Below are 18,223 nucleotides of genomic sequence, written 5' to 3'. Positions count from 1 at the left end.
CGACCATGGACACCACGACCCGCCCCGCCGTCACCGGCCGATCCATCATCGCGGGAACCCCCGTCACCGGATCCGCCGGCACCATCCGTGCCGTCGATCCGGCCACCGGGCAGGACCTCGAGCCGGCCTTCGGCCTGGTGACCGGAAGCGAGCTCGAGGCAGCGACGACGGCGGCAGCCGAGGCCTTCGACGTGTATCGCGCCACCAGCCCGGAGGTGCGGGCCGCCCTCCTCGAGCGCATCGCGGACACCATCGACGCGCTGGGGGACGAACTGACCGAACGCGGCGTCCTGGAAACGGGACTCCCTGCCGCCCGCCTGTCCGGTGAGCGCGGCCGCACCGTGGGCCAGCTGCGCCTCTTCGCGGGCGTCGTCCGCAACGGCGACCACCTGCAGGCCCGGATCGATCCCGCACAACCGGACCGCTCGCCCGTGCCGCGGGTCGACATCCGCCAGCGGCACATCGCGCTCGGTCCGGTGGCCGTCTTCGGAGCCAGCAACTTCCCCCTGGCCTTCTCCACAGGAGGCGGCGACACCGCCTCGGCTCTCGCCGCCGGGTGCCCCGTCGTCGTGAAAGCCCACAACGCTCACCCCGGGACCGCCGAGCTCGTCGGTCAGGCCATCAGCCAGGCGGTTGCCGAGAGCGGCCTGCCGGCAGGCGTCTTCTCCCTCGTCTTCGGCGCCGGGGCCTCGGTCGGGCAGGCGCTGGCCGCCGATCCGCGCATCAAGGCCATCGGCTTCACGGGTTCGCGCGCCGCAGGCATCGCCCTGATGACGACAGCGGCAGCGCGGCCCGAGCCCATTCCGGTCTACGCCGAGATGTCCTCCATCAATCCCGTGATCGCCCTGCCGGGAGCACTCCTCGCCGACCCGCAGGGGCTCGCTGCCGGTTTCGTCGCCTCCCTCACCATGGGGGCCGGCCAGTTCTGCACGAATCCCGGACTGGTCTTCGTGCCTGTCGGGGCCGACGGGGACGCCTTCGTCTCCGCGGCCGCTTCCCTGCTCGGCGACGCACAGGGTGCCACCATGCTCACCGCTGGGATCGCCGCGTCCTGCCAGGCCGGGATCGACGGTCTCCGGACGAGGAACGGCGTGGACCTGGTCACGGAAGGTCGGCCGGGCGATACCGAGAACGCCCCCGCACCTGCCCTGTTCAGTACCTCGGCCAGCACCTTCATCGCCGACCCGACGCTCCAGGAGGAGGTCTTCGGATCAGCGGGAGTCCTCGTCCGCTACGCGAGCGAGCAGGAGCTGCGCATGGGCCTGGAAGCATTGCAGGGCCAGCTGACGGCGACGGTCCATGCGGCGGACAGCGACCATCCGACCGCAGCGGACCTCCTGCCCGTGCTCGAGCGCAAGGTCGGGCGCATCCTCTTCAACGGCTGGCCCACCGGGGTGGAGGTGGGCCACGCCATGGTGCATGGCGGCCCCTTCCCTGCGACCTCGGATTCACGCTCCACCTCGGTGGGGACGCTCGCCATCGCCCGCTTCCAGCGTCCGGTGAGCTACCAGAATCTTCCCGACGCCGTCCTTCCGGCAGCGCTGCAGGATGCGAACCCGTGGTCGCTGAACCGTCGGATCGACGGCACGGTCCGGGCAGAGGGCTGAACCGTGTCCGATCAGGCACCCGTCATCACATCGGTCGAGGTCGTGCCGGTCGCCGGCTACGACAGCATGCTGCTGAACCTCAGTGGCGCGCACGGCCCGTTCTTCACCCGCAACATCGCGATCATGACGGACAGCAACGGACGCACGGGCCTCGGCGAGGTGCCGGGCGGTGAAGCGATCCGCGCCACGATCGAGGATTCTGCGGCACTCCTCGCGGGCCGACCGGTCGCGGCGTACCGCAGCCTGCTGCGGACCGTCGCCCGGACCTTCGCCGATCGGGACGCCGGAGGGCGGGGACTCCAGACCTTCGACCTCCGCACCACCATCCATGCCGTGACCGCCCTGGAGTCCTGCCTGCTCGATCTGCTCGGACAGCATCTGGACGTTCCCGTCGCTGAACTCCTCGGCGACGGCCAGCAGCGCGACCGCGTCCAGATGCTCGGCTACCTCTTCTTCATCGGTGATGCGGGAGCGACGGACCTGCCCTATCTCGACGGCGACGACCCGTCGGACCGGTGGGGTCGGCTCCGGCGCAGCGAAGCGATGACGCCCGACGCCGTCGTGGCACTGGCGGAAGCCGCACAGGAGCGGTACGGGTTCCAGGACTTCAAGCTCAAGGGCGGCGTCCTCGCCGGCGACGAGGAGATCGCTGCGGTCACGGCGCTCGCCGCCCGCTTCCCCGACGCTCGCATCACCCTCGATCCCAACGGTGCGTGGTCGCTGGCCGAAGCCGTGCGGCTGTGCTCGGGCCTGGAGGACGTCCTCGCCTACGCGGAGGACCCGTGCGGCGCGGAGAACGGATTCTCCGGTCGTGAGGTCATGGCGGAGTTCAAGCGGGCCACGGGACTGCAGACGGCAACGAACATGGTGGCCACCGACTGGCGGCAGATGGCCCACGCCATCCGCTCGAACGCCGTGGACATCCCCCTGGCCGATCCCCACTTCTGGACGATGCAGGGGTCCGTGCGGGTGGCGCAACTGTGCGACGACTTCGGGCTGACCTGGGGCTCCCACTCGAACAACCACTTCGACATCTCCCTGGCCATGTTCACCCAGGTCGGTGCGGCAGCACCGGGGCGGGTGACGGCTCTGGACACGCACTGGATCTGGCAGGACGGCCAGCCCCTCACGAAGCAGCCGCTGCAGATCCAAGGCGGCTACATCGAGGTGCCGGCCCGCTCCGGCCTGGGCGTGGAGCTCGACCGGGATGCGCTGCAGTCCGCCCACGAACTGTATCTGCAGCACGGGCTCGACGCCCGGGACGATTCGGTGGGCATGCAGTTCCTCCTCCCGGGCTGGGCCTTCAACCCGAAGCGGCCGGCACTGCAGCGCTGAGCGGCCGGTCCACCGGCAGGAGAACGAAGACGCCCCGGGATGGACTCCCGGGGCGTCTTCATGCGCGGACGATACGATCTCGCGGCTCCCGAGGTGGAGCCGCGGGGCCGACAGGTGCCCTACCGCACCCCCGCACGACGACGGCGGTCGTTGCCGGACCGCAGGTCCCGGTTGAGGCGGCGGTCGCCGTGGTACAGGATCGACTCCCAGTCGGCTTCCTCGGCCGTCTTCGCGATGACCTTCGACTCCTCGACCTTCTTCTTCCGCGGCGACACGTACAGCCAGTTCAGGACGCCGAGCCCCATGTCGACCATCGAGTTCTTGATGCCGATGTACGCGCGGATGGCGCCGGCCGCGAGCAGCGCATTGAGCCCCGCGAAGACGGCGTTGCCCCAGTTCTGCTCCATCACGTCGCGGGCCAGGGTGAGCAGCGAGAACGCCACGATCGCGTAGGGGATCACCACGTAGAGGCCCGGCGCCGCGGTGCGGTCCTTGACCTTGGGCGTGCGGACGAACGGGATCTTCTCCCCCGTGAACGCCTGCTGGATGGACTTCAGCACGCCCGCGAGGTTGACGGGCAGCAGCACGAGGTTGAAGCCGTAGATCCGGAAGATGTCCGAGAAGCGGTGCCCGCAGTCGCGGAGGTCGCTGCCCATGGCCAGGAAGTACGGGGCAGCGGCCAGGAAGACGACCGGGCTCAGGAGCCTGCTGTCGTAGGGGTACGCGAGCAGGAACAGCAGCCCGAAGCTCGCCCAGGCGATCGACGCCATGTAGTTGACGCGCAGCAGCACCTCGCGGGCGAGGACCTGCTCGCGGAGGTGGCGGCGCCGTCGTAGCTGGTTCCACAGCTTCGGCAGGATCAGCAGGCCACCGTTGGCCCAGCGCCGCCGCTGCACCACGAGGGAGCCGAAGTCCGGCGGCGTGGCGCTGTAGCTGAGGCGCTCGGGGTAGTTCATGAGCGTCCAGCCGTGCGTGCCGAGGTCCACGCTGGACTCGGTGTCCTCGATGACCGTGCGGTCCTGGATGTACGTCTTGATCTCGAAGCCGCCCACATTGTCGACCTCGACGATGTCCTCCACCGCGCGCTTACGGATCACGGCATTCGCACCCACCCAGAAGGTGGCCCCGTAGTAGGACATGCCCTGGTGCAGGATGTGCTGGATGTCCGTCGTCGCGCCGGCTACCCGCTCGATGCGCGTGGGCGCTCCGCGGAAGGACGAGTACGGCGTCTGCGTGACGGCGATGCGCTCGTTGCCAGGGGATTCGAGCAGGTGCACGAGCCGCAGGCAGTAGTCGCGCAGCAGCAGCGAGTCGGCGTCGAGGGTCAGGAGGTAGGTCGAGTCGGGCACGTCGAGGACGTCGTCGGCCACGTCACCGCCGTCCGCCGCGCCCATCGGCCGCAGCACCGTCCCCGCGGCGGTGTGCTCCTTCTGCCACCGCTGCCCCATGAGGGAGATGTAGGCATTGAGGTTCATGGCCTTGTTCGCCTCGTGGGACAGGGACGCGTACGCCTTCCGCTCGAACGTCTCGAGCCGCGTGTTGAAGATCCGCACCAGCCGCACGTACAGCTCGCGGACGCGTGCCGGCTCGGGCGCCTGGGACTGCGCGTGGGCGGCGTTGAGCGCGTAGATGGTGAGCCGCAGCTCGCGCGCCAGACCCATGATCACGAGGTCCACGAAGAACTCGTCCACGTGGTCCTCCACGCGCTCGGCGTCGGCCATGTCCTCGAGCCACGCCGCGGCGTCCTCGTAGGCGGCGATGACCGCCGGCAGTTCGGAGCACGACGCGTCGTCGCCGTCGTGGGCGGCCAGTCGCGCCTCGAACGCGGCCAGTGCCGCGGTCGCGCGGGTGGAGGGCTCGAGCAGGCTCGATTCGATCTCGAAGCTCAGCGCCCGGGTGGCGTCCAGGCGCTGGCGGACCGCGGGGTCGGTGGGATGCGGCGGATCGTCGAGGAGCAGCACCACGCGGATGTTGGGGAACTCCTGCAGCGCGGCGGACCACAGCGTCGCGCGCACCACCGCGGGCTCCTCCGCGTACGAGGGGACCAGCACGGTGATGCCCTCGTGGTGGTCGGCGAAGTGGCGGTCCAGCTCACCGCGTGGCACGCGCTTGTGGTCCCGGAACCGGTACAGCGCACCCTGGCGCGCCAGCAGGTACATGAGCGCGGAGAACGTAAGGAACGTGACCACGATCAGGTACGACGTCGCCTCCACCTGGAACCGGAAGCCCGCGTTCGGGTTGTTGGCGAACTGGCGCAGGATCGTCGTGACGATGTAGGTGAGCCAGGCGAGCACCGTGATGACGATGCCGAGCCGGCCCAGGGCGATCTTCCGCGAGGACGGCGTCGGGTGCACGATCGACAGCGGCTCCGAACGCCGCTCGGCACCCCACTGGCGTCGGCGCGGCGGTGCCGTATCGGGGGCGGCCGCGGCCGCCAGCTCGAGGATGGCGGTCTGGGCGGCGGGCGACGACGGCATCGCGGACGCGCCGGCCGCATCGGCCGGCGCTGCGTCGGACTGCGCACGTGCCTGTCGTCTGGAGGCTCGGTACTCGGCGGCATCGCGGGATCTGGACATTGCTTCCTCGGCGGTCGTGGGACGGGTGAACGCCTTCCATCGCCCCGGCGGCAGACAGCGTCACTCTCCACCATCGGACCGCATCGGTTCGGCGTTAGCGACAGGGGTGACGGCGGCCCTTTTTTCCCCTACGCTTCAAGCGTCTCGCGCATCCGAAGTGCGCTCTCCCGCCTCTTTCGAGGCTGTCATCTGGGGTTCCTGTGTCTGCTCGTTTTCCTGGCCGGAAGCTGTCCGTCGTCCGCCTCGCTGTCCTGTCCGTCGTGCTCGGCGGTGTCGCCGTCGGCGGCCTCACCGGCTTCAACCGCTGGGAGGACGCCAAGTCCGCCGAGAGCACCGGCGCCTTCTTCGCAGGCTACGTCGACGTGACAGCCACACCCGCCTACGCGTTCGAGGTCCCGTCCGCGGACGCGGGGAACTCGGTGATGCTGTCCTTCATCGTGGCCTCGACGACAGACCCGTGCGAGCCGTCGTGGGGGACCTTCTACGGACTCGACGAGGCAGAGGTGGCGCTCGATCTCGACCGGCGCGTGGCCCGCCTGGTGCAGGACGGCGGCGAGGTGACCGTCTCGTTCGGCGGCCTGCTCAACGACGAGCTCGCGACCGCGTGCACCGACCCCGAGGACCTGAAGGACGCGTACGAAGCCGTCGTCGACCGGTACTCGCTGTCCACGGTGGACCTCGACATCGAGGGCGAGAACCTGAAGGACACCGCCGCCGGGGAGCGCCGCGCGGAGGCCATGGCCGCCCTGCAGGCCGAGCGCGCCGACACCGACACCCCCCTGAATGTCTGGCTGACCCTGCCGGTCGCGCCCACGGGACTGACCGCCGAGGGGACCGCCGCCGTCGCGCAGTTCCTCGAGGCCGGGGTGGACCTCGCCGGCGTGAACGTCATGACCATGGACTACGGGGGAAGCCGCCCGGAGGGCACGGACATGCTCACGGCGTCGCAGAACGCGGCCGATGCCACCCACCGCCAGGTGCAGGTGCTGTACGAGCGGGCCGGCAAGGAGCTCGGGCCGCAGGCAGCGTGGCGGAAGATCGGCCTCACCCCGATGATCGGGCAGAACGACGTCAAGGGCGAGGTCTTCACGCTCGACGACGCGAAGGCCTTCAACACGTTCGCCGCCGAGCGCGGCGTGGGCCGCATGTCCATGTGGTCGCTCAACCGCGACGGCACCTGCAGCGAGAACTACGCCGACACCACCGTGGTCTCCGATGCGTGCAGCGGAGTCGACCAGCAGGGCATGCTCTTCGCACCGCTGCTCGGTGAGGGCTTCACCGGCCGCGCAGCGACGCTCGCCGAGGTGCCGGTGACCGAGGAGTCGCCGGAGGCCCTGGTCGAGGACGATCCCGAGACGAGCCCCTACCCGATCTGGTCCGACGTCGGCACCTACCGCGAGGACGACCGCGTGGTGTGGCAGGGCAACGTGTACGTGGCGAAGTACTGGACGCAGGGCGACCTGCCCAACGATCCGGTGCTGCAGGCGGAGGAGACCCCCTGGACGCTGCTCGGGCCGGTGCTGCCCGACGAGCGTCCCGTTCCCGCGGTCACCGCTCCCGCCGACCTGTACCCCGCGTGGGATCCGGCCACGGTGTACGAGCGGGGCGCCCGCATCCTCGTGGACGGCCGCGTGTACGAGGCGAAGTGGTGGAGCCAGAGCGACAGCCCGGAGGCCGCCGTGCAGGGCTCGGACGCCTCACCGTGGCAGAAGCTCGACGACGCCGCGCTCGTGAAGATCATCGAGGAGAAGGCGGGCTCCTAGCAGGCCGCTCCGCGGACCGGGGCGGGTTGGGAGTCAGCCCGCCTCGGGCACCAGCACCGTCACCCCCGCCGCCTCGAGCGCCGCCGCGAGCGCGGGGTCGGGAGCCTTGTCCGTCACCAGGTAGTCGGCACCCTCCAGCGGGACGATCTGCGCGAACAGCCGGCGGCCGAGCTTGGTGGAGTCCGCGAGGATGGCGGTGCGATCCGCCCGGCGCACCATGTCGGCCATCATCGTCGCGTCACCCAGGTTCGACGCCGAGTAGCCGGACGCGTCCACGGCTCCGACGGCGATGAGCGCGATGTCGCAGCGGATGTCCACCTCGGGCGTGTTCGCGTTCATCCTGAGGGTCACGGGACCCGTGGTCGCCTGGGTCAGGGTGCGCACGGCTCCACCGAACAGATAGAGATCCCGGAACACCGCCGGCGAGATCTCGGCCGGGATGCGCAGGTTGTTCGTGGCGATGGTCAGGTTGCGGTGGTTCCGCAGGGCCCGCGCCACGGCGAGGCTCGTGGTGCCCGCATTGATCATCAGCACCGATCCGTCGGTCACCAGTTCGACGGCGAGCTGGGCGATCGCCTCCTTCTCCGCGGTCTGCATGCTGAGCCGCACGTCGATCTCCCGGTCGCGCCCTGCCCGCTCGGCGGCGCTCACGGCCCCTCCGTGGGTACGGACCAGGACGTTCTCACGGTCGAGCTGGTCGAGGTCCCGCCGGATGGTGTCGATGGACACATCGAAATGGGCGGCGAGGTCCGCGACCGTCACCCGTCCCACCTCGTCGACGTAGGCGGCCAGATCGGCCTTCCTGCCCGCCGGTAGGCGCCGCGAGCGCTGCAGTTCCTGCGAAGTCATGCACCCATTCGTAACACACGCCCTGCAGAAGATGCACCATAACCGCACTAAACTGCAGACTCTGGCGCCTTGAGCGGGCTTCCGATACCGATTCGACGCGTAATCGCGACCCGGAACCCTTGACGGAGGAGCAGGAGCAGGCGCACACTCGTGGTGAAAGACGCAAGAAACAGCATAAGCGAGCGAAATCCTGCACTATCTCAACGAGGAGACCTAATGTCCACCCATCGGCGTATGCGTAACCGAGTCACCCTGTTCACGGGCATTGCCACCACCGCGGTATCGATCGTCGCGCTCACCGGCTGCGGTTCAGGCGGTTCGAGCGGCGCCGAGGAAGCGGGCGGAGATGTCACCATCGAATTCGCCCAGTGGTGGGAACCCGAACTTCCCGACGGCGAGTTCCGCGCCCTCATCGACACGTTCGAGGAGGCCAACCCCGAGATCACCGTCGACCTCGTCAGCGGCCCCTACGCCTCCACCAAGGAGCAGTTGTTCGCGGGAGCCGCCTCCGGGACCATGCCGGATGTCGTCGGCCTGGACGGCGCCTGGGTCAGCGACTTCGCCGAGCAGGGTGTCATCGCCGACCTGACCCCGCTCCTGGACGAGGCCGGCTTCGACGACAGCCAGCTCGTGAGCCAGGTCAAGGTCGAGGACAAGACCTACATGGTCCCGGTCGTGAACTTCGTCTATCCCATGTTCACCAACGACGACCTCCTGTCCCAGGCCGGCGTGGCAGCACCCCCGGAGACCCGCACCGAGTTCGCCGATGCGGCCGGCAAGGTCTCCGACCTCGACGGCGACGCCTCCGGCTGGGTGCTCCCCCTCTCCCTCGAGGCTCCGAACGGTGTGCAGAACGACGTCATGTCCTGGGCCTGGGCCTCGGGCGGCACCATGCTGAAGGACGGCCAGCCGGACCTCACCAACGAGGACGTCACCTCCGCCGTCGACTTCATCGGCGGACTCTGGGACGACGGCGTGATCGCCCCCGGCAGCTTCACCATGAAGGAGCAGGACAAGGTCGAGGAGTTCACCAACGGCCGCGTCGGCATGATGATCGACTCCCTCGCGCACATCAACCTGATCCGCGAGACCAATCCGGACCTCAACTTCTCCATCTCCGCCGTGCCGGCAGCCGACGACTACTCGGGCGAGCGCGGCATCCCCTACGCCTCCTGGGGCATCGGCGTCGCCGAGAACTCCGAGCACAAGGACGCGGCCGCGAAGCTGGTCTCGTTCCTGATGAGCGAGGAGACCAACTCCGAGCTCTCCACCATGGCGAACGCCTTCCCCGGCAACACCGAATCGGTGCCCGCGTTCGTCGAGGACGACGACCTGTTCAAGAAGGCCTTCGACATCTACCAGGCGGGCTACCCCGCGAACGAGTTCGTCGGCCTGCCCGTGGCCGAGGAACTGATGCGCCAGCTGGGTGCCCAGCTGCAGTCCGCCCTCGATGGCCAGCAGTCCCTTTCCGAGGCGCTCGAGAAGGCGCAGACGGAATGGGAAGGCGAGTTCTAGGTCCTCCACACACCGGATCGGGCATCGCTGTCCCCACGCGGTGCCCGATCCCCCACAAAGGTCGTCCCCATGAGCATCCGCACCTTCACCGCTCCAGACCCCGAGACCCTGGTCAACGGAGCCCAGCCCCCCAAAAAGCGCCGCCAGCTCCGCCGCGCCGGCGAGTCCTACGGCTTCCTGGCCCCTACCCTGATCCTGCTGCTCGTCCTCATGATCGTGCCGATCGTGATGGTCGTCGGCTACTCCTTCCAGGACAACGTGATCCTGAAGTCGTCCTCGGAGTTCACCGGGATCGCCAACTACGTCACCGTACTGACGGACCCGGGCTTCTGGAAGGCCACGGGCAACACCCTCTACTTCTGCCTCATCAGCGTCGCGGCGCACCTCGTGCTGGGACTCACCTTCGCGATGCTGCTCAACAGCCGCCTCATCAGCGCACCGTCCCGGGCGTTCTTCCGGGCCCTGTACGTCCTGCCGTGGCTGTTCACGGCGGCCGTCATCGCAGTGCTGTGGAGGATGCTCCTGTCCCCCAACGGCATCGTGAACTTCCTGCTGGACACCGACGTGGAATGGCTCGCCTCCCCGCAGCTCGCCCTCGGGACGGTGACGTTCATCAACATCTGGGCCGGCTACCCGTTCTTCATGGTCAGCCTGCTCGCGGGCCTGCAGGGCATCCCGCAGGATCTGCACGAGGCGGCGAGCATCGACGGCGCGAGCCCCGTGCAGCGCTTCTGGAACGTCACCATCCCGCAGCTCCGCCCGATCATCGTCAGCCTGCTGCTGCTCGACCTCATCTGGACCTCGCAGCAGTTCGCCCTCATCTGGCTGACCACCGGCGGCGGGCCGATCGACGTCACCGAGATGCTCAGCACCTACACCTACAAGCTCGCCTTCGCCAACTACGACTTCTCGCTCGCGGCGACCTCCGCCGTCCTGGTGCTGCTGCTGTCGATGGTGCTGGCCGTGCTCTACGTACGCCACCAGAAAGCAAGGGATTGACATGGCGCTCACCACGCAAGGCCGGACCCGCCTGGCCCGCTCCGGGGTGCTGGCAGGACTCATCCTCGGCGCCGTCTTCGCCGCCGGGCCCGTCCTCTGGATGCTCTCGAGCTCGTTCAAGTCGAACACGGAGATCTTCGAGCTCCCGCCGCGGCTGATCACCGGTTCGTTCTCGTTCGACGCCTACGCGGCGATCCTCACCGACTCCGAGACGCTCCGGTTCTTCTTCAACAGCTACCTCGTGGCCGGCGCGGTGACCATCCTGACGCTGCTGGTCGCGATCCACGCCGCCTACGCGTTCAGCCGCTTCGAGTTCCGCGGCAAGCGGGTGCTGAACGTCGTCATCATCAGCGTCCAGGCCGTCCCGCCGATCACGCTGCTGATCCCGTACTTCGGGCTCGTCGTCGGGCTCGGCCTGTACAACACCTACCCCGGCCTGATCCTCACCTACATGGTGTTCACGCTGCCCTACGCCATCATCATGATGACCGGCTACCTGAACACCCTGCCGCGCGAACTCGACGAGGCCGTCCGCGTGGACGGCGCCGGCTCGCTCACCGCCCTCTGGCGGGTCCTCGTGCCCATCTCGGTGCCGGGCATCGTCTCGGTCGGCATCTACACCTTCATGATCGCGTGGAACGAGTACCTCTTCGCACTGACCCTCACCCGGACCACCGAGATGCGCACCGTGCCCATCGGGATCCAGCTCCTCATGGGGCAGCACTCCTACGAGTGGAACCAGATCATGGCGATGAGCATCCTCGGGTCCATCCCGGTGCTGATCCTCTTCCTGGTGCTCCAGCGCTACTTCATCAGCGGCCTCACGGCCGGTTCGGTCAAGAGCTGACCCCTGTCCCCCGTCCGATCCATCCCGCGCACGTCATCTATCAAGGAGAATCACTGTGCTGTACACCGGTAAGTCCATCCTCGACATCGCCAACGAACACAACTTCGCCATCCCCGCCTTCAACATCAGCGACTGGGCCATGTTCAACGGCGTCATGGACATCAGTGAGGAGAAGGAGGCCCCGGTCATCATCGCGATCCACCCGGACGAGGTCTCCCACATCACCACCGACCTGATCGCCGCGATGCGCAGCCGCGCCCACCGCTCCAGCGTCCCCGTGGCCATTCACTGGGACCACGGCGGAACCTACGAGCAGATGATCACCGCCATCCAGGCCGGCTTCACCTCGGTCATGATCGACGCCTCCCTGCTGCCCTTCGACGAGAACGTCGCGCTGACCCGCAAGGTCGTCGAGGCGGCGCACGCCGTCGGCATCCAGGTGGAGGGTGAGCTCGGCACCATCGGAGCCAATGACAGCTACGGGGAGTCCGGCGCCGCGGAGATCATCTACACGAACACCGACGACGCCGTGCGCTTCGTGAAGGAGACCGGCGTGGACAGCCTCGCCATCGCGATCGGCACCTCCCACGGCCTCTACCCGGCGGAGAAGAACCCCGAGCTGCGCCACGACCTCCTCGAGGAGATCAAGGCGGCCGTCGGCATCCCGCTCGTCCTCCACGGCGGCTCCGCGAACCCCGACAGCGAGCTGGCGCGCGCCGTGAGCCTCGGCATCAACAAGATCAACATCTCGAGCGACATCAAGGTCTCCTACCACAACGCCATGCGGCGGATCCTCGGGACCGACGAGCGCCTGCGCGAGCCGAACGCCATCCAGCCCGAGGCCATCGCGGCGCTGAAGGTCACCGCCGCGGAGAAGATCGAACTGTTCGGCGCGGACGGCAAGGCCAAACTGTACTGAGGACTGCGACCACGCGACGGAGAACGGGAAGGGGATCGGCGCCATGGGAACCACGCTCGTGCTCGGGCTCGGCGGAACCGTCGACTACGAGGTGCGCTGGGATGCGGCGGTCGTCGAAGCCCTGGCCTCGCGGTTCGGCATCCGCGGGGCGGAGCTCACCACCATGGCACCGATCGTCGACGAGCGGTCGCTGGTGGTGACCATCCTCGCCTTCGTCCGGGACGGCGCCGGCGGCGAGCGCTTCGTGGTCTCCTCCGACGTGGTCAAGGACTTCTCGGAACGCTTCGCCACGGAGATCACGCTCGGTGGCACCGGGGTGCGGGCGGGCATCGCGCTCGACCGCCTGGGGATCCCGAGCGTCCAGCACCTCGTCAGCATCGACGACAACGTGCGCCGGCTGCTGCCGGGATCGATGTCCTACGTCAGTTCCGCGACGGAGGACACCCTCGATCCGCACCTGATCGTGCAGTACCCCGCCGGGACGGTCATCCGGCTCGACGACGGGGAGATCGTGTCGCCGTCGTCGAACCGGCTGATCTTCGCGAACGATCCGCCGAACCGCAGCATGGCGATCGCGCCGGAGCTGGGGGAAGCGCTCGAGGACGCCGCGGCCCTGCTGGTCTCGGGCTTCAACACCATGCAGGACGAGGGCCTCCTGGAGCGGCGCCTCACCGAGCTCGACGCGGCGATGGACCGCCTGCCGTCCGACGCGCTCGTCTACTACGAGGACGCGGGCTTCTACGTGCGGCGTTTCGCCGAGCGGATCTGGGCCCACCTGCTGCCGCGCATCGACGTGTACGGCATGAACGAGGACGAGCTGCAGGAGTACGTGGCGCGTCCCGTGGACCTGCTGAACGATAGGGACGTCGCCGCGGCCCTCCTCGAGGTGCACAGCCTCATCCCGGTGCCGGCGCTGCTGGTGCATACGCAGCACTGGGCCATCGCCGTCGGACCCGCCGCAGGCCGGCACCGCGACGCCGTCGCGAACGCCGTGCAGATGGCGGCCACGCGCTTCCGGCTGGGCGACGGTTTCACGGCGGCCGACTTCGAGGCGACGGCGCTCCTCTCGCACAGCGTGCGGGGCGAGGACGTGGTGGACGGCGTGGAGCGGATGATCCCGGGCTCGGTGGGCGTGCCCGCCTTCCGGATCGACACCATGACGCCGACGACGATCGGGCTGGGTGACAGCTTCGTGGGTGGCTTCCTGGTGGTTCACGCCCCGGTCCGGGAGCCGCAGCCATGATCGAGCGGCTGCCATCGAACCGGCCGCCGGAGCGCTTCTACCGCGGTGGTGCGCGCATCTCCGCCTTCCGCGGCGAGCCGTCCGCCGCCGAGTTCGAGCCGGAGGACTGGATCGGCTCGACGACCACGATCTTCGGCGAGGTAGACCTCGGGCTCACCCACCTGGCGGACGGCACGCACCTGCGCGACGCCGTCTCGTCGGATCCCGAGTACTGGCTCGGGAGGGAGCACGCAGTCCGCTGGGGCAGTGACGTCCGGCTGCTGGTCAAACTGCTCGACGCCGGCCAGCGCCTGCCCGTGCATGCCCACCCCGACGACGCCTTCGCCGCCCGGCAGCTCGGGCACGGCCACGGCAAGGCCGAGGCCTGGTACATCCTGCAGGGTGGCACGGTGCACCTCGGGCTCACGCGGGATGTCGGCGAAGCGGAACTCGCCTCCCTCGTCGAGGCGCAGGACGTCGAGGCGCTCCTCGGACTGCTGCACGAGGTCGACGTCGCGCCGGGCGATGTGGTGTGGGTGCCGCCGGGCGTGCTGCACGCGATCGGCGCCGGGGTGCTGCTGCTGGAACTGCAGCAGCCCGAGGACCTCTCGATCCTGCTGGAGTGGCGGGACTTCGCGCTCGACGGCACGGCCGACGGCCATCTGGGCCTCGGGTTCGACGTCGCCCTGACGGCCGTGCAGCGGACGGCGGTGTCCCGCGAAGCGCTCGCGGGCCTCGTGCGGACGGCGCCGCCCATGGGCTCCGTGTTCCCGCCCGACGCCGACGCCTTCTTCCGCCTCGAGCGCGTCCCCGTTCAGGGGCAGGTTCCCCTCGATCCGGGCTTCGCGGTGCTGGTCGTCAGCGACGGCGCCGTCAGCATCGGTGGCCGGCCCGCTCCCCGCGGCAGCACCTGGCTGCTTCCGGCCGGCGCCGGCGGCGTCCTGCTCGACGGCGCCGGCGAGGTCTTGCTGGCGAGGCCGCCTGCCGCCTGACGGCCCTTCGGAGAGCAGGCGACGCTTGACCGGCAGCATGATGCCCGAATGCGATGAATTCTGCCCGCCCGCCCCGTCCATCCTGCGTTAGACGAAGGTAGGGTCGGAGCGACGCCACACCGTGGCATGAGGAGCGCAGGATGTCTGCACCACAGATCTACATCAGCTTCCCGGGGACCGCGCGGGAAGCGCTGGGTTTCTACGCGGGGGTGTTCGGCGGTGAGGTGTCCCTCTTCACGTACGGGGACTTCGCCAGGACGGACGGGCCGCCGGACGCGGTGGCGCACGGGGTGCTCGACGGCGTCGTCGCCCTCGCGGGATCGGATGCCGCGGCAGGCGAGAAGACCCTGCGCTGCGAGGGGCTGATGCTGTCGCTGCTCGGCACCGCCGAGCCACCCGTCCTGCACGCGTGGTTCGACCGGCTCGCCGAGGGCGGGACCGTCGTCGACCCCCTGGCGCCGAAGCCGTGGGGTGCCTCGGACGGGCAGGTCGTCGACCGCCACGGGCTGCACTGGCTGATCGGCTACGAGCCGGCCCAGCCGCAGCCGGAGGACGACGCACGCTGAGCCCGGCCGGTTCGGATCGTCTCCCTAGAATGGGGGGATGGTCTCCCCCGCGTCCTCGTCCGCGCCACTGCTGGTCCTGAAGAAGATCAGCGACATCCTCGATGCCTTCTCGCTGCGCCGCCCGGAACTGAGCCTGACCGACATCAGGGAGGCGACCGGGCTCCCGACGTCCACGGTGCAGCGCCTCGTGGGGAACCTGGTGGCCAACGGCTTCCTCGACCGGGTGGGCGACCAGTACCGGGTGGGACTCAAGATGTCCTTCTGGGCCGCTCCGGCCACCCAGGACCTCGACCGCCTGGAGATCGTGAAGCCGGTCCTGACCGACCTGCGGGACCGCCTGGGTGAGACGGCGTGCTTCTTCGAGTCCTCGATGCACTACCGGGTGTGCGTGGCGATGGCCGAGACGCACCACATGCTGCGCCGGGAGATGAAGGTGGGCCGGATCCTGCCCCTGCACGCGGGATCCGCCGGGCGCGTGCTCCTGGCGTGGACGGAGGGGCTCCTCGCCGAGATCGAGGCCGAGTCGCTGGACCGGTTGACGGACAGCACCATCACCGACAGCGGGGCCCTCCGGGCCGCCGTCGACCGGGCGCGCGAGGACGGCTATGCGATCACCACGGGCGAGCGGCAGTCGGGGGCGAGCGGCCTGTCAGCCCCCGTGTTCGACTCCCAGGGGGATCTCGTCGGCGCCGTCACCGTGATGGGGCCGACCCTCCGGATGCCCCTCGAGGTGTGCGAGCAGTGGGTGGAGGACCTCCTGGCCGCCGCCGAACAGATCACGAGGATGCTCGGGGGCAGGCATCCCGGCGAGGCACAGCGGCCGTCGCCGGGCGGCGGCAGCTAGGCGGCGTCCTTCGGCAGGACCCACGCGAACGCCTTGGCCTCCGAGCGCGCTCCCTGGGCCGCCTTGGAGCGGCTCGCCTCGCCGACCTCGGCGGTGACTCCCTCGCCGAGGCGGACGAGTGCGGCGAACGTGTCCGGTGTCAGCCAGGCCGGGCGGAGCGCGAAGAGCAGGTCCTCGGTGGCCGTGTTTCCCGAGGCGCCCGGTGCGAACGGGCAGCCGCCCAGCCCGCCGAGGGCGCCGTCGATCATGGTCGCGCCGGCGTCGGTCGCCGCCAGGGCGTTGGCCACCCCCATCCCCCAGGTGTCGTGCCCGTGGAACACGATCTCCTCGAAACGGCCCGTGTCGCGGACCTTCCCGATCAGGGAACCGACCTCGCCGGGAGAGGCTTGCCCCAGCGTGTCGCAGATGACGACGCCGTCGGTGCCCTCGGCGCGGGGATCGCGCACCAGGTCGAGGACGCGCTGCGGGTCGACGTCGCCCTCGAAGGGGCACGTGAAGGAGGTGGCCAGGCACAGCTGGATGGTCGCCCCGGCGGCGTGCGCGAGCCCGACCGCCTCGGGCAGGGCGTCCATGCTCGCCTCGGTGGTGCGCCCGATGTTCGCGAGGTTGTGTGCGTCGGTGACGCTGAGGCAGTACTGCAGGTGCAGCGCGCCGGCCGCGAGCGCCCGGCGGACGTTGCCCGGGGTGGCGACCCATACGTGGCAGTACGCCCGTTCCGCCGGGGTCAGCAGCTCGAGGAGTTCGACGGTGTTGGCCATCGACGGCACGAGGTCCGGCCGGGCCATCGAGCCCACCTCGATGGCGGTCACGCCGGTGGCCAGGAGCTCGCGGACGATCTCCGCCTTCCGGGCCGTGGGGAGGATGCCGCCGGTGAGCTGCAGGCCGTCGCGGAGGGTCACGTCGCGGAGGACTGCGCGGGAGTCGGGGGTGTTCATACGGTCTCCAGTTCCGTGCGGGCGATGAAGTCGCCGGCCTGCTCGGGCGTCCTGCCGAGCAGGCCGACGAGGATGTCGTGGGTGTCGGCGCCGAGGTCGGGGCCGAGGTTGCGGATGGGCAGCGACGCCCCGCCGATGACGGGCGTGATGCCCGGGAAGGCGACGCCCGGCAGGGTCCTCTCCCCGTCGGAGACGTCGAGGTGCTGGACCATGTTGCGGGCCCGGTACTGCTCGTCGTCGACGATATCCCCGGCCGTGTAGATGGGCCCGGAGGGAACCCCGGCCTGGTCGAGGAGCGCGAGGGCCTCGGCGGCGGTGTGCCGGCGGGACCATTCGCCGATCGCGGCGTCGAGCTCGTCGCGCCGCGCCCAGCGCTGGGCGTTGCTCTCCAGCCCGGGATCGTCGGCGAGATCGGGACGCCCGATGATCTGCATGTAGCGCTTGAAGATGCTGTCGCCGTTCCCCGCGACGACGATGCTCCCGCCGTCGGAGCAGAGGTAGGCGTTCGACGGCGCGATGCCCTCCATCCGCCCGCCGGTGCGTTCCCGCTGGAGGCCGTAGGCGCTGTAGTCCGGGACCAGTGATTCCATCACGGACAGCATCGCCTCGTTGAGTGCCACGTCGATGATGCGGTGGTCGAGGGGCGGCCGCTGGACGCCCGAGTCCCGCTCGCGGGCGAAGAGGGCCATGACGGACCCGAATGCCGCGTAGAGGCCGGCGATCGAGTCGCCGATCGAGACGCCGACGCGGACCGGCGGCCGGTCCGGGTCACCCACGAGGTGGCGGAAGCCGCCGTAGGCCTCGGCCACGGCAGCGAAGCCGGGCCGGGAGGACATCGGGCCTGTCTGCCCGAAGGCGGAGATCCTGGTGACGATGATCCCCGGTTTTGCCGCGTCGAGCTCCGCCGGGCCGAGGCCCCACTTCTCGAGGGTGCCCGGGCGGAAGTTCTCGAGCACGATGTCGCACTGCCCCACGAGGTCGAGGATGCAGCGCCGGCCCTCGTCGGTGCGGAGGTCCACGACCATCGACTTCTTGTTCCGGTTGATGGTCCGGTACAGCATGGACGTGGTCCCCGAGCCCAGCCGCCAGTTCCGTAGCTCGTCGCCGGTGCGCGGGCGTTCGATCTTGATCACCTCGGCGCCGAAGTCGGCGAGCAGCCGGCCGGCGGTGGGCGCCGCGATGTAGTTGCCGAGTTCGAGGACGCGGATGCCTTTCAGCGGCGCAACCTGGTCAGTGGTAGTCACGGTGCCCTTT

Annotated in this window: 15 protein-coding genes; 11 read left to right on the top strand and 4 right to left on the bottom strand. The window is 69.6% G+C overall.

Going from position 1 to position 18,223, the window contains the following annotated elements:
* Positions 1–5: 5 nt before the first annotated feature.
* Both ACX80L_RS08480 and ACX80L_RS08475 read left to right on the top strand, forming a co-directional pair.
* Positions 6–1,607, top strand: a complete 1,602-nt coding sequence (locus tag ACX80L_RS08480; protein ID WP_459289007.1) for an aldehyde dehydrogenase (NADP(+)) — start codon at positions 6–8, stop codon at positions 1,605–1,607.
* 66 nt (positions 1,608–1,673) lie between these two features.
* Positions 1,674–2,942, top strand: coding sequence for an enolase C-terminal domain-like protein (locus ACX80L_RS08475; protein ID WP_208741655.1), 1,269 nt, complete (start codon positions 1,674–1,676; stop codon positions 2,940–2,942).
* Positions 2,943–3,061: 119 nt separating this feature from the next.
* Here the strand turns inward: ACX80L_RS08475 and ACX80L_RS08470 are convergent, their stop codons facing one another.
* Positions 3,062–5,518, bottom strand: a complete 2,457-nt coding sequence (locus tag ACX80L_RS08470) for a glycosyltransferase family 2 protein (protein WP_459289005.1) — start codon at positions 5,516–5,518, stop codon at positions 3,062–3,064.
* A 200-nt stretch (positions 5,519–5,718) separates the two neighbouring features.
* Here ACX80L_RS08470 and ACX80L_RS08465 point away from each other — a divergent pair, with 200 nt between their 5' ends.
* Positions 5,719–7,281: a chitinase gene (locus tag ACX80L_RS08465; RefSeq protein ID WP_459289003.1), complete on the top strand. Its 1,563-nt coding sequence runs from the start codon at positions 5,719–5,721 to the stop codon at positions 7,279–7,281.
* 33 nt (positions 7,282–7,314) lie between these two features.
* On the opposite strand, the gene ACX80L_RS08460 is transcribed toward ACX80L_RS08465, so the two are convergent.
* The gene (locus ACX80L_RS08460) at positions 7,315–8,130 is read right to left on the bottom strand and encodes a DeoR family transcriptional regulator (protein WP_133080187.1); all 816 of its coding nucleotides are present in this window, start codon (positions 8,128–8,130) and stop codon (positions 7,315–7,317) included.
* Positions 8,131–8,364: 234 nt separating this feature from the next.
* On the opposite strand from ACX80L_RS08460, the gene ACX80L_RS08455 reads away from it, so the two are divergent.
* The 8 genes from ACX80L_RS08455 (at position 8,365) to ACX80L_RS08420 (ending at position 16,034) form a co-directional block, all read left to right on the top strand.
* Positions 8,365–9,645, top strand: a complete 1,281-nt coding sequence (locus tag ACX80L_RS08455; protein ID WP_133080186.1) for an extracellular solute-binding protein — start codon at positions 8,365–8,367, stop codon at positions 9,643–9,645.
* A gap of 69 nt (positions 9,646–9,714) precedes the next feature.
* Positions 9,715–10,644, top strand: coding sequence for a carbohydrate ABC transporter permease (locus ACX80L_RS08450; RefSeq protein WP_133080185.1), 930 nt, complete (start codon positions 9,715–9,717; stop codon positions 10,642–10,644).
* A gap of 1 nt (position 10,645) precedes the next feature.
* Positions 10,646–11,491 carry an ABC transporter permease subunit gene (locus ACX80L_RS08445; protein WP_133080184.1) on the top strand — a complete coding sequence of 282 codons (846 nt, stop codon included), beginning with the start codon at positions 10,646–10,648 and terminating at the stop codon, positions 11,489–11,491.
* A gap of 55 nt (positions 11,492–11,546) precedes the next feature.
* Positions 11,547–12,410: a ketose-bisphosphate aldolase gene (locus tag ACX80L_RS08440; protein ID WP_133080183.1), complete on the top strand. Its 864-nt coding sequence runs from the start codon at positions 11,547–11,549 to the stop codon at positions 12,408–12,410.
* 43 nt (positions 12,411–12,453) lie between these two features.
* Positions 12,454–13,653, top strand: a complete 1,200-nt coding sequence (locus ACX80L_RS08435; protein ID WP_459289001.1) for an ADP-dependent glucokinase/phosphofructokinase — start codon at positions 12,454–12,456, stop codon at positions 13,651–13,653.
* Entirely contained in the window at positions 13,650–14,624 is a 975-nt protein-coding gene (locus ACX80L_RS08430; protein ID WP_459288997.1) for a class I mannose-6-phosphate isomerase, read from the top strand. The genes ACX80L_RS08435 and ACX80L_RS08430 overlap by 4 nt, the downstream gene beginning before the upstream one ends.
* Before the next feature lie 140 nt (positions 14,625–14,764).
* Positions 14,765–15,190 carry a VOC family protein gene (locus ACX80L_RS08425; RefSeq protein WP_459288994.1) on the top strand — a complete coding sequence of 142 codons (426 nt, stop codon included), beginning with the start codon at positions 14,765–14,767 and terminating at the stop codon, positions 15,188–15,190.
* Between the two features lie 37 nt (positions 15,191–15,227).
* Positions 15,228–16,034, top strand: coding sequence for an IclR family transcriptional regulator domain-containing protein (locus tag ACX80L_RS08420; RefSeq protein WP_133080179.1), 807 nt, complete (start codon positions 15,228–15,230; stop codon positions 16,032–16,034).
* Here ACX80L_RS08420 and ACX80L_RS08415 read toward each other — a convergent pair.
* Entirely contained in the window at positions 16,031–16,969 is a 939-nt protein-coding gene (locus ACX80L_RS08415) for a beta/alpha barrel domain-containing protein (RefSeq protein ID WP_459288992.1), read from the bottom strand. The two genes, ACX80L_RS08420 and ACX80L_RS08415, sit on opposite strands and share 4 nt — an antisense overlap.
* A complete protein-coding gene (locus ACX80L_RS08410; RefSeq protein WP_459288990.1) occupies positions 16,966–18,213 on the bottom strand; it encodes a CaiB/BaiF CoA transferase family protein in 1,248 nt (415 codons plus the stop codon). Before ACX80L_RS08410 ends, ACX80L_RS08415 begins: the two co-directional genes overlap by 4 nt.
* Positions 18,214–18,223: the final 10 nt, after the last annotated feature.

This window comes from Arthrobacter sp. MDT1-48-3 (assembly GCF_054511015.1).
The sequence above is the reverse complement of the archived record's forward strand: the minus strand, read 5'-3'. Positions and strand labels throughout refer to the sequence as shown.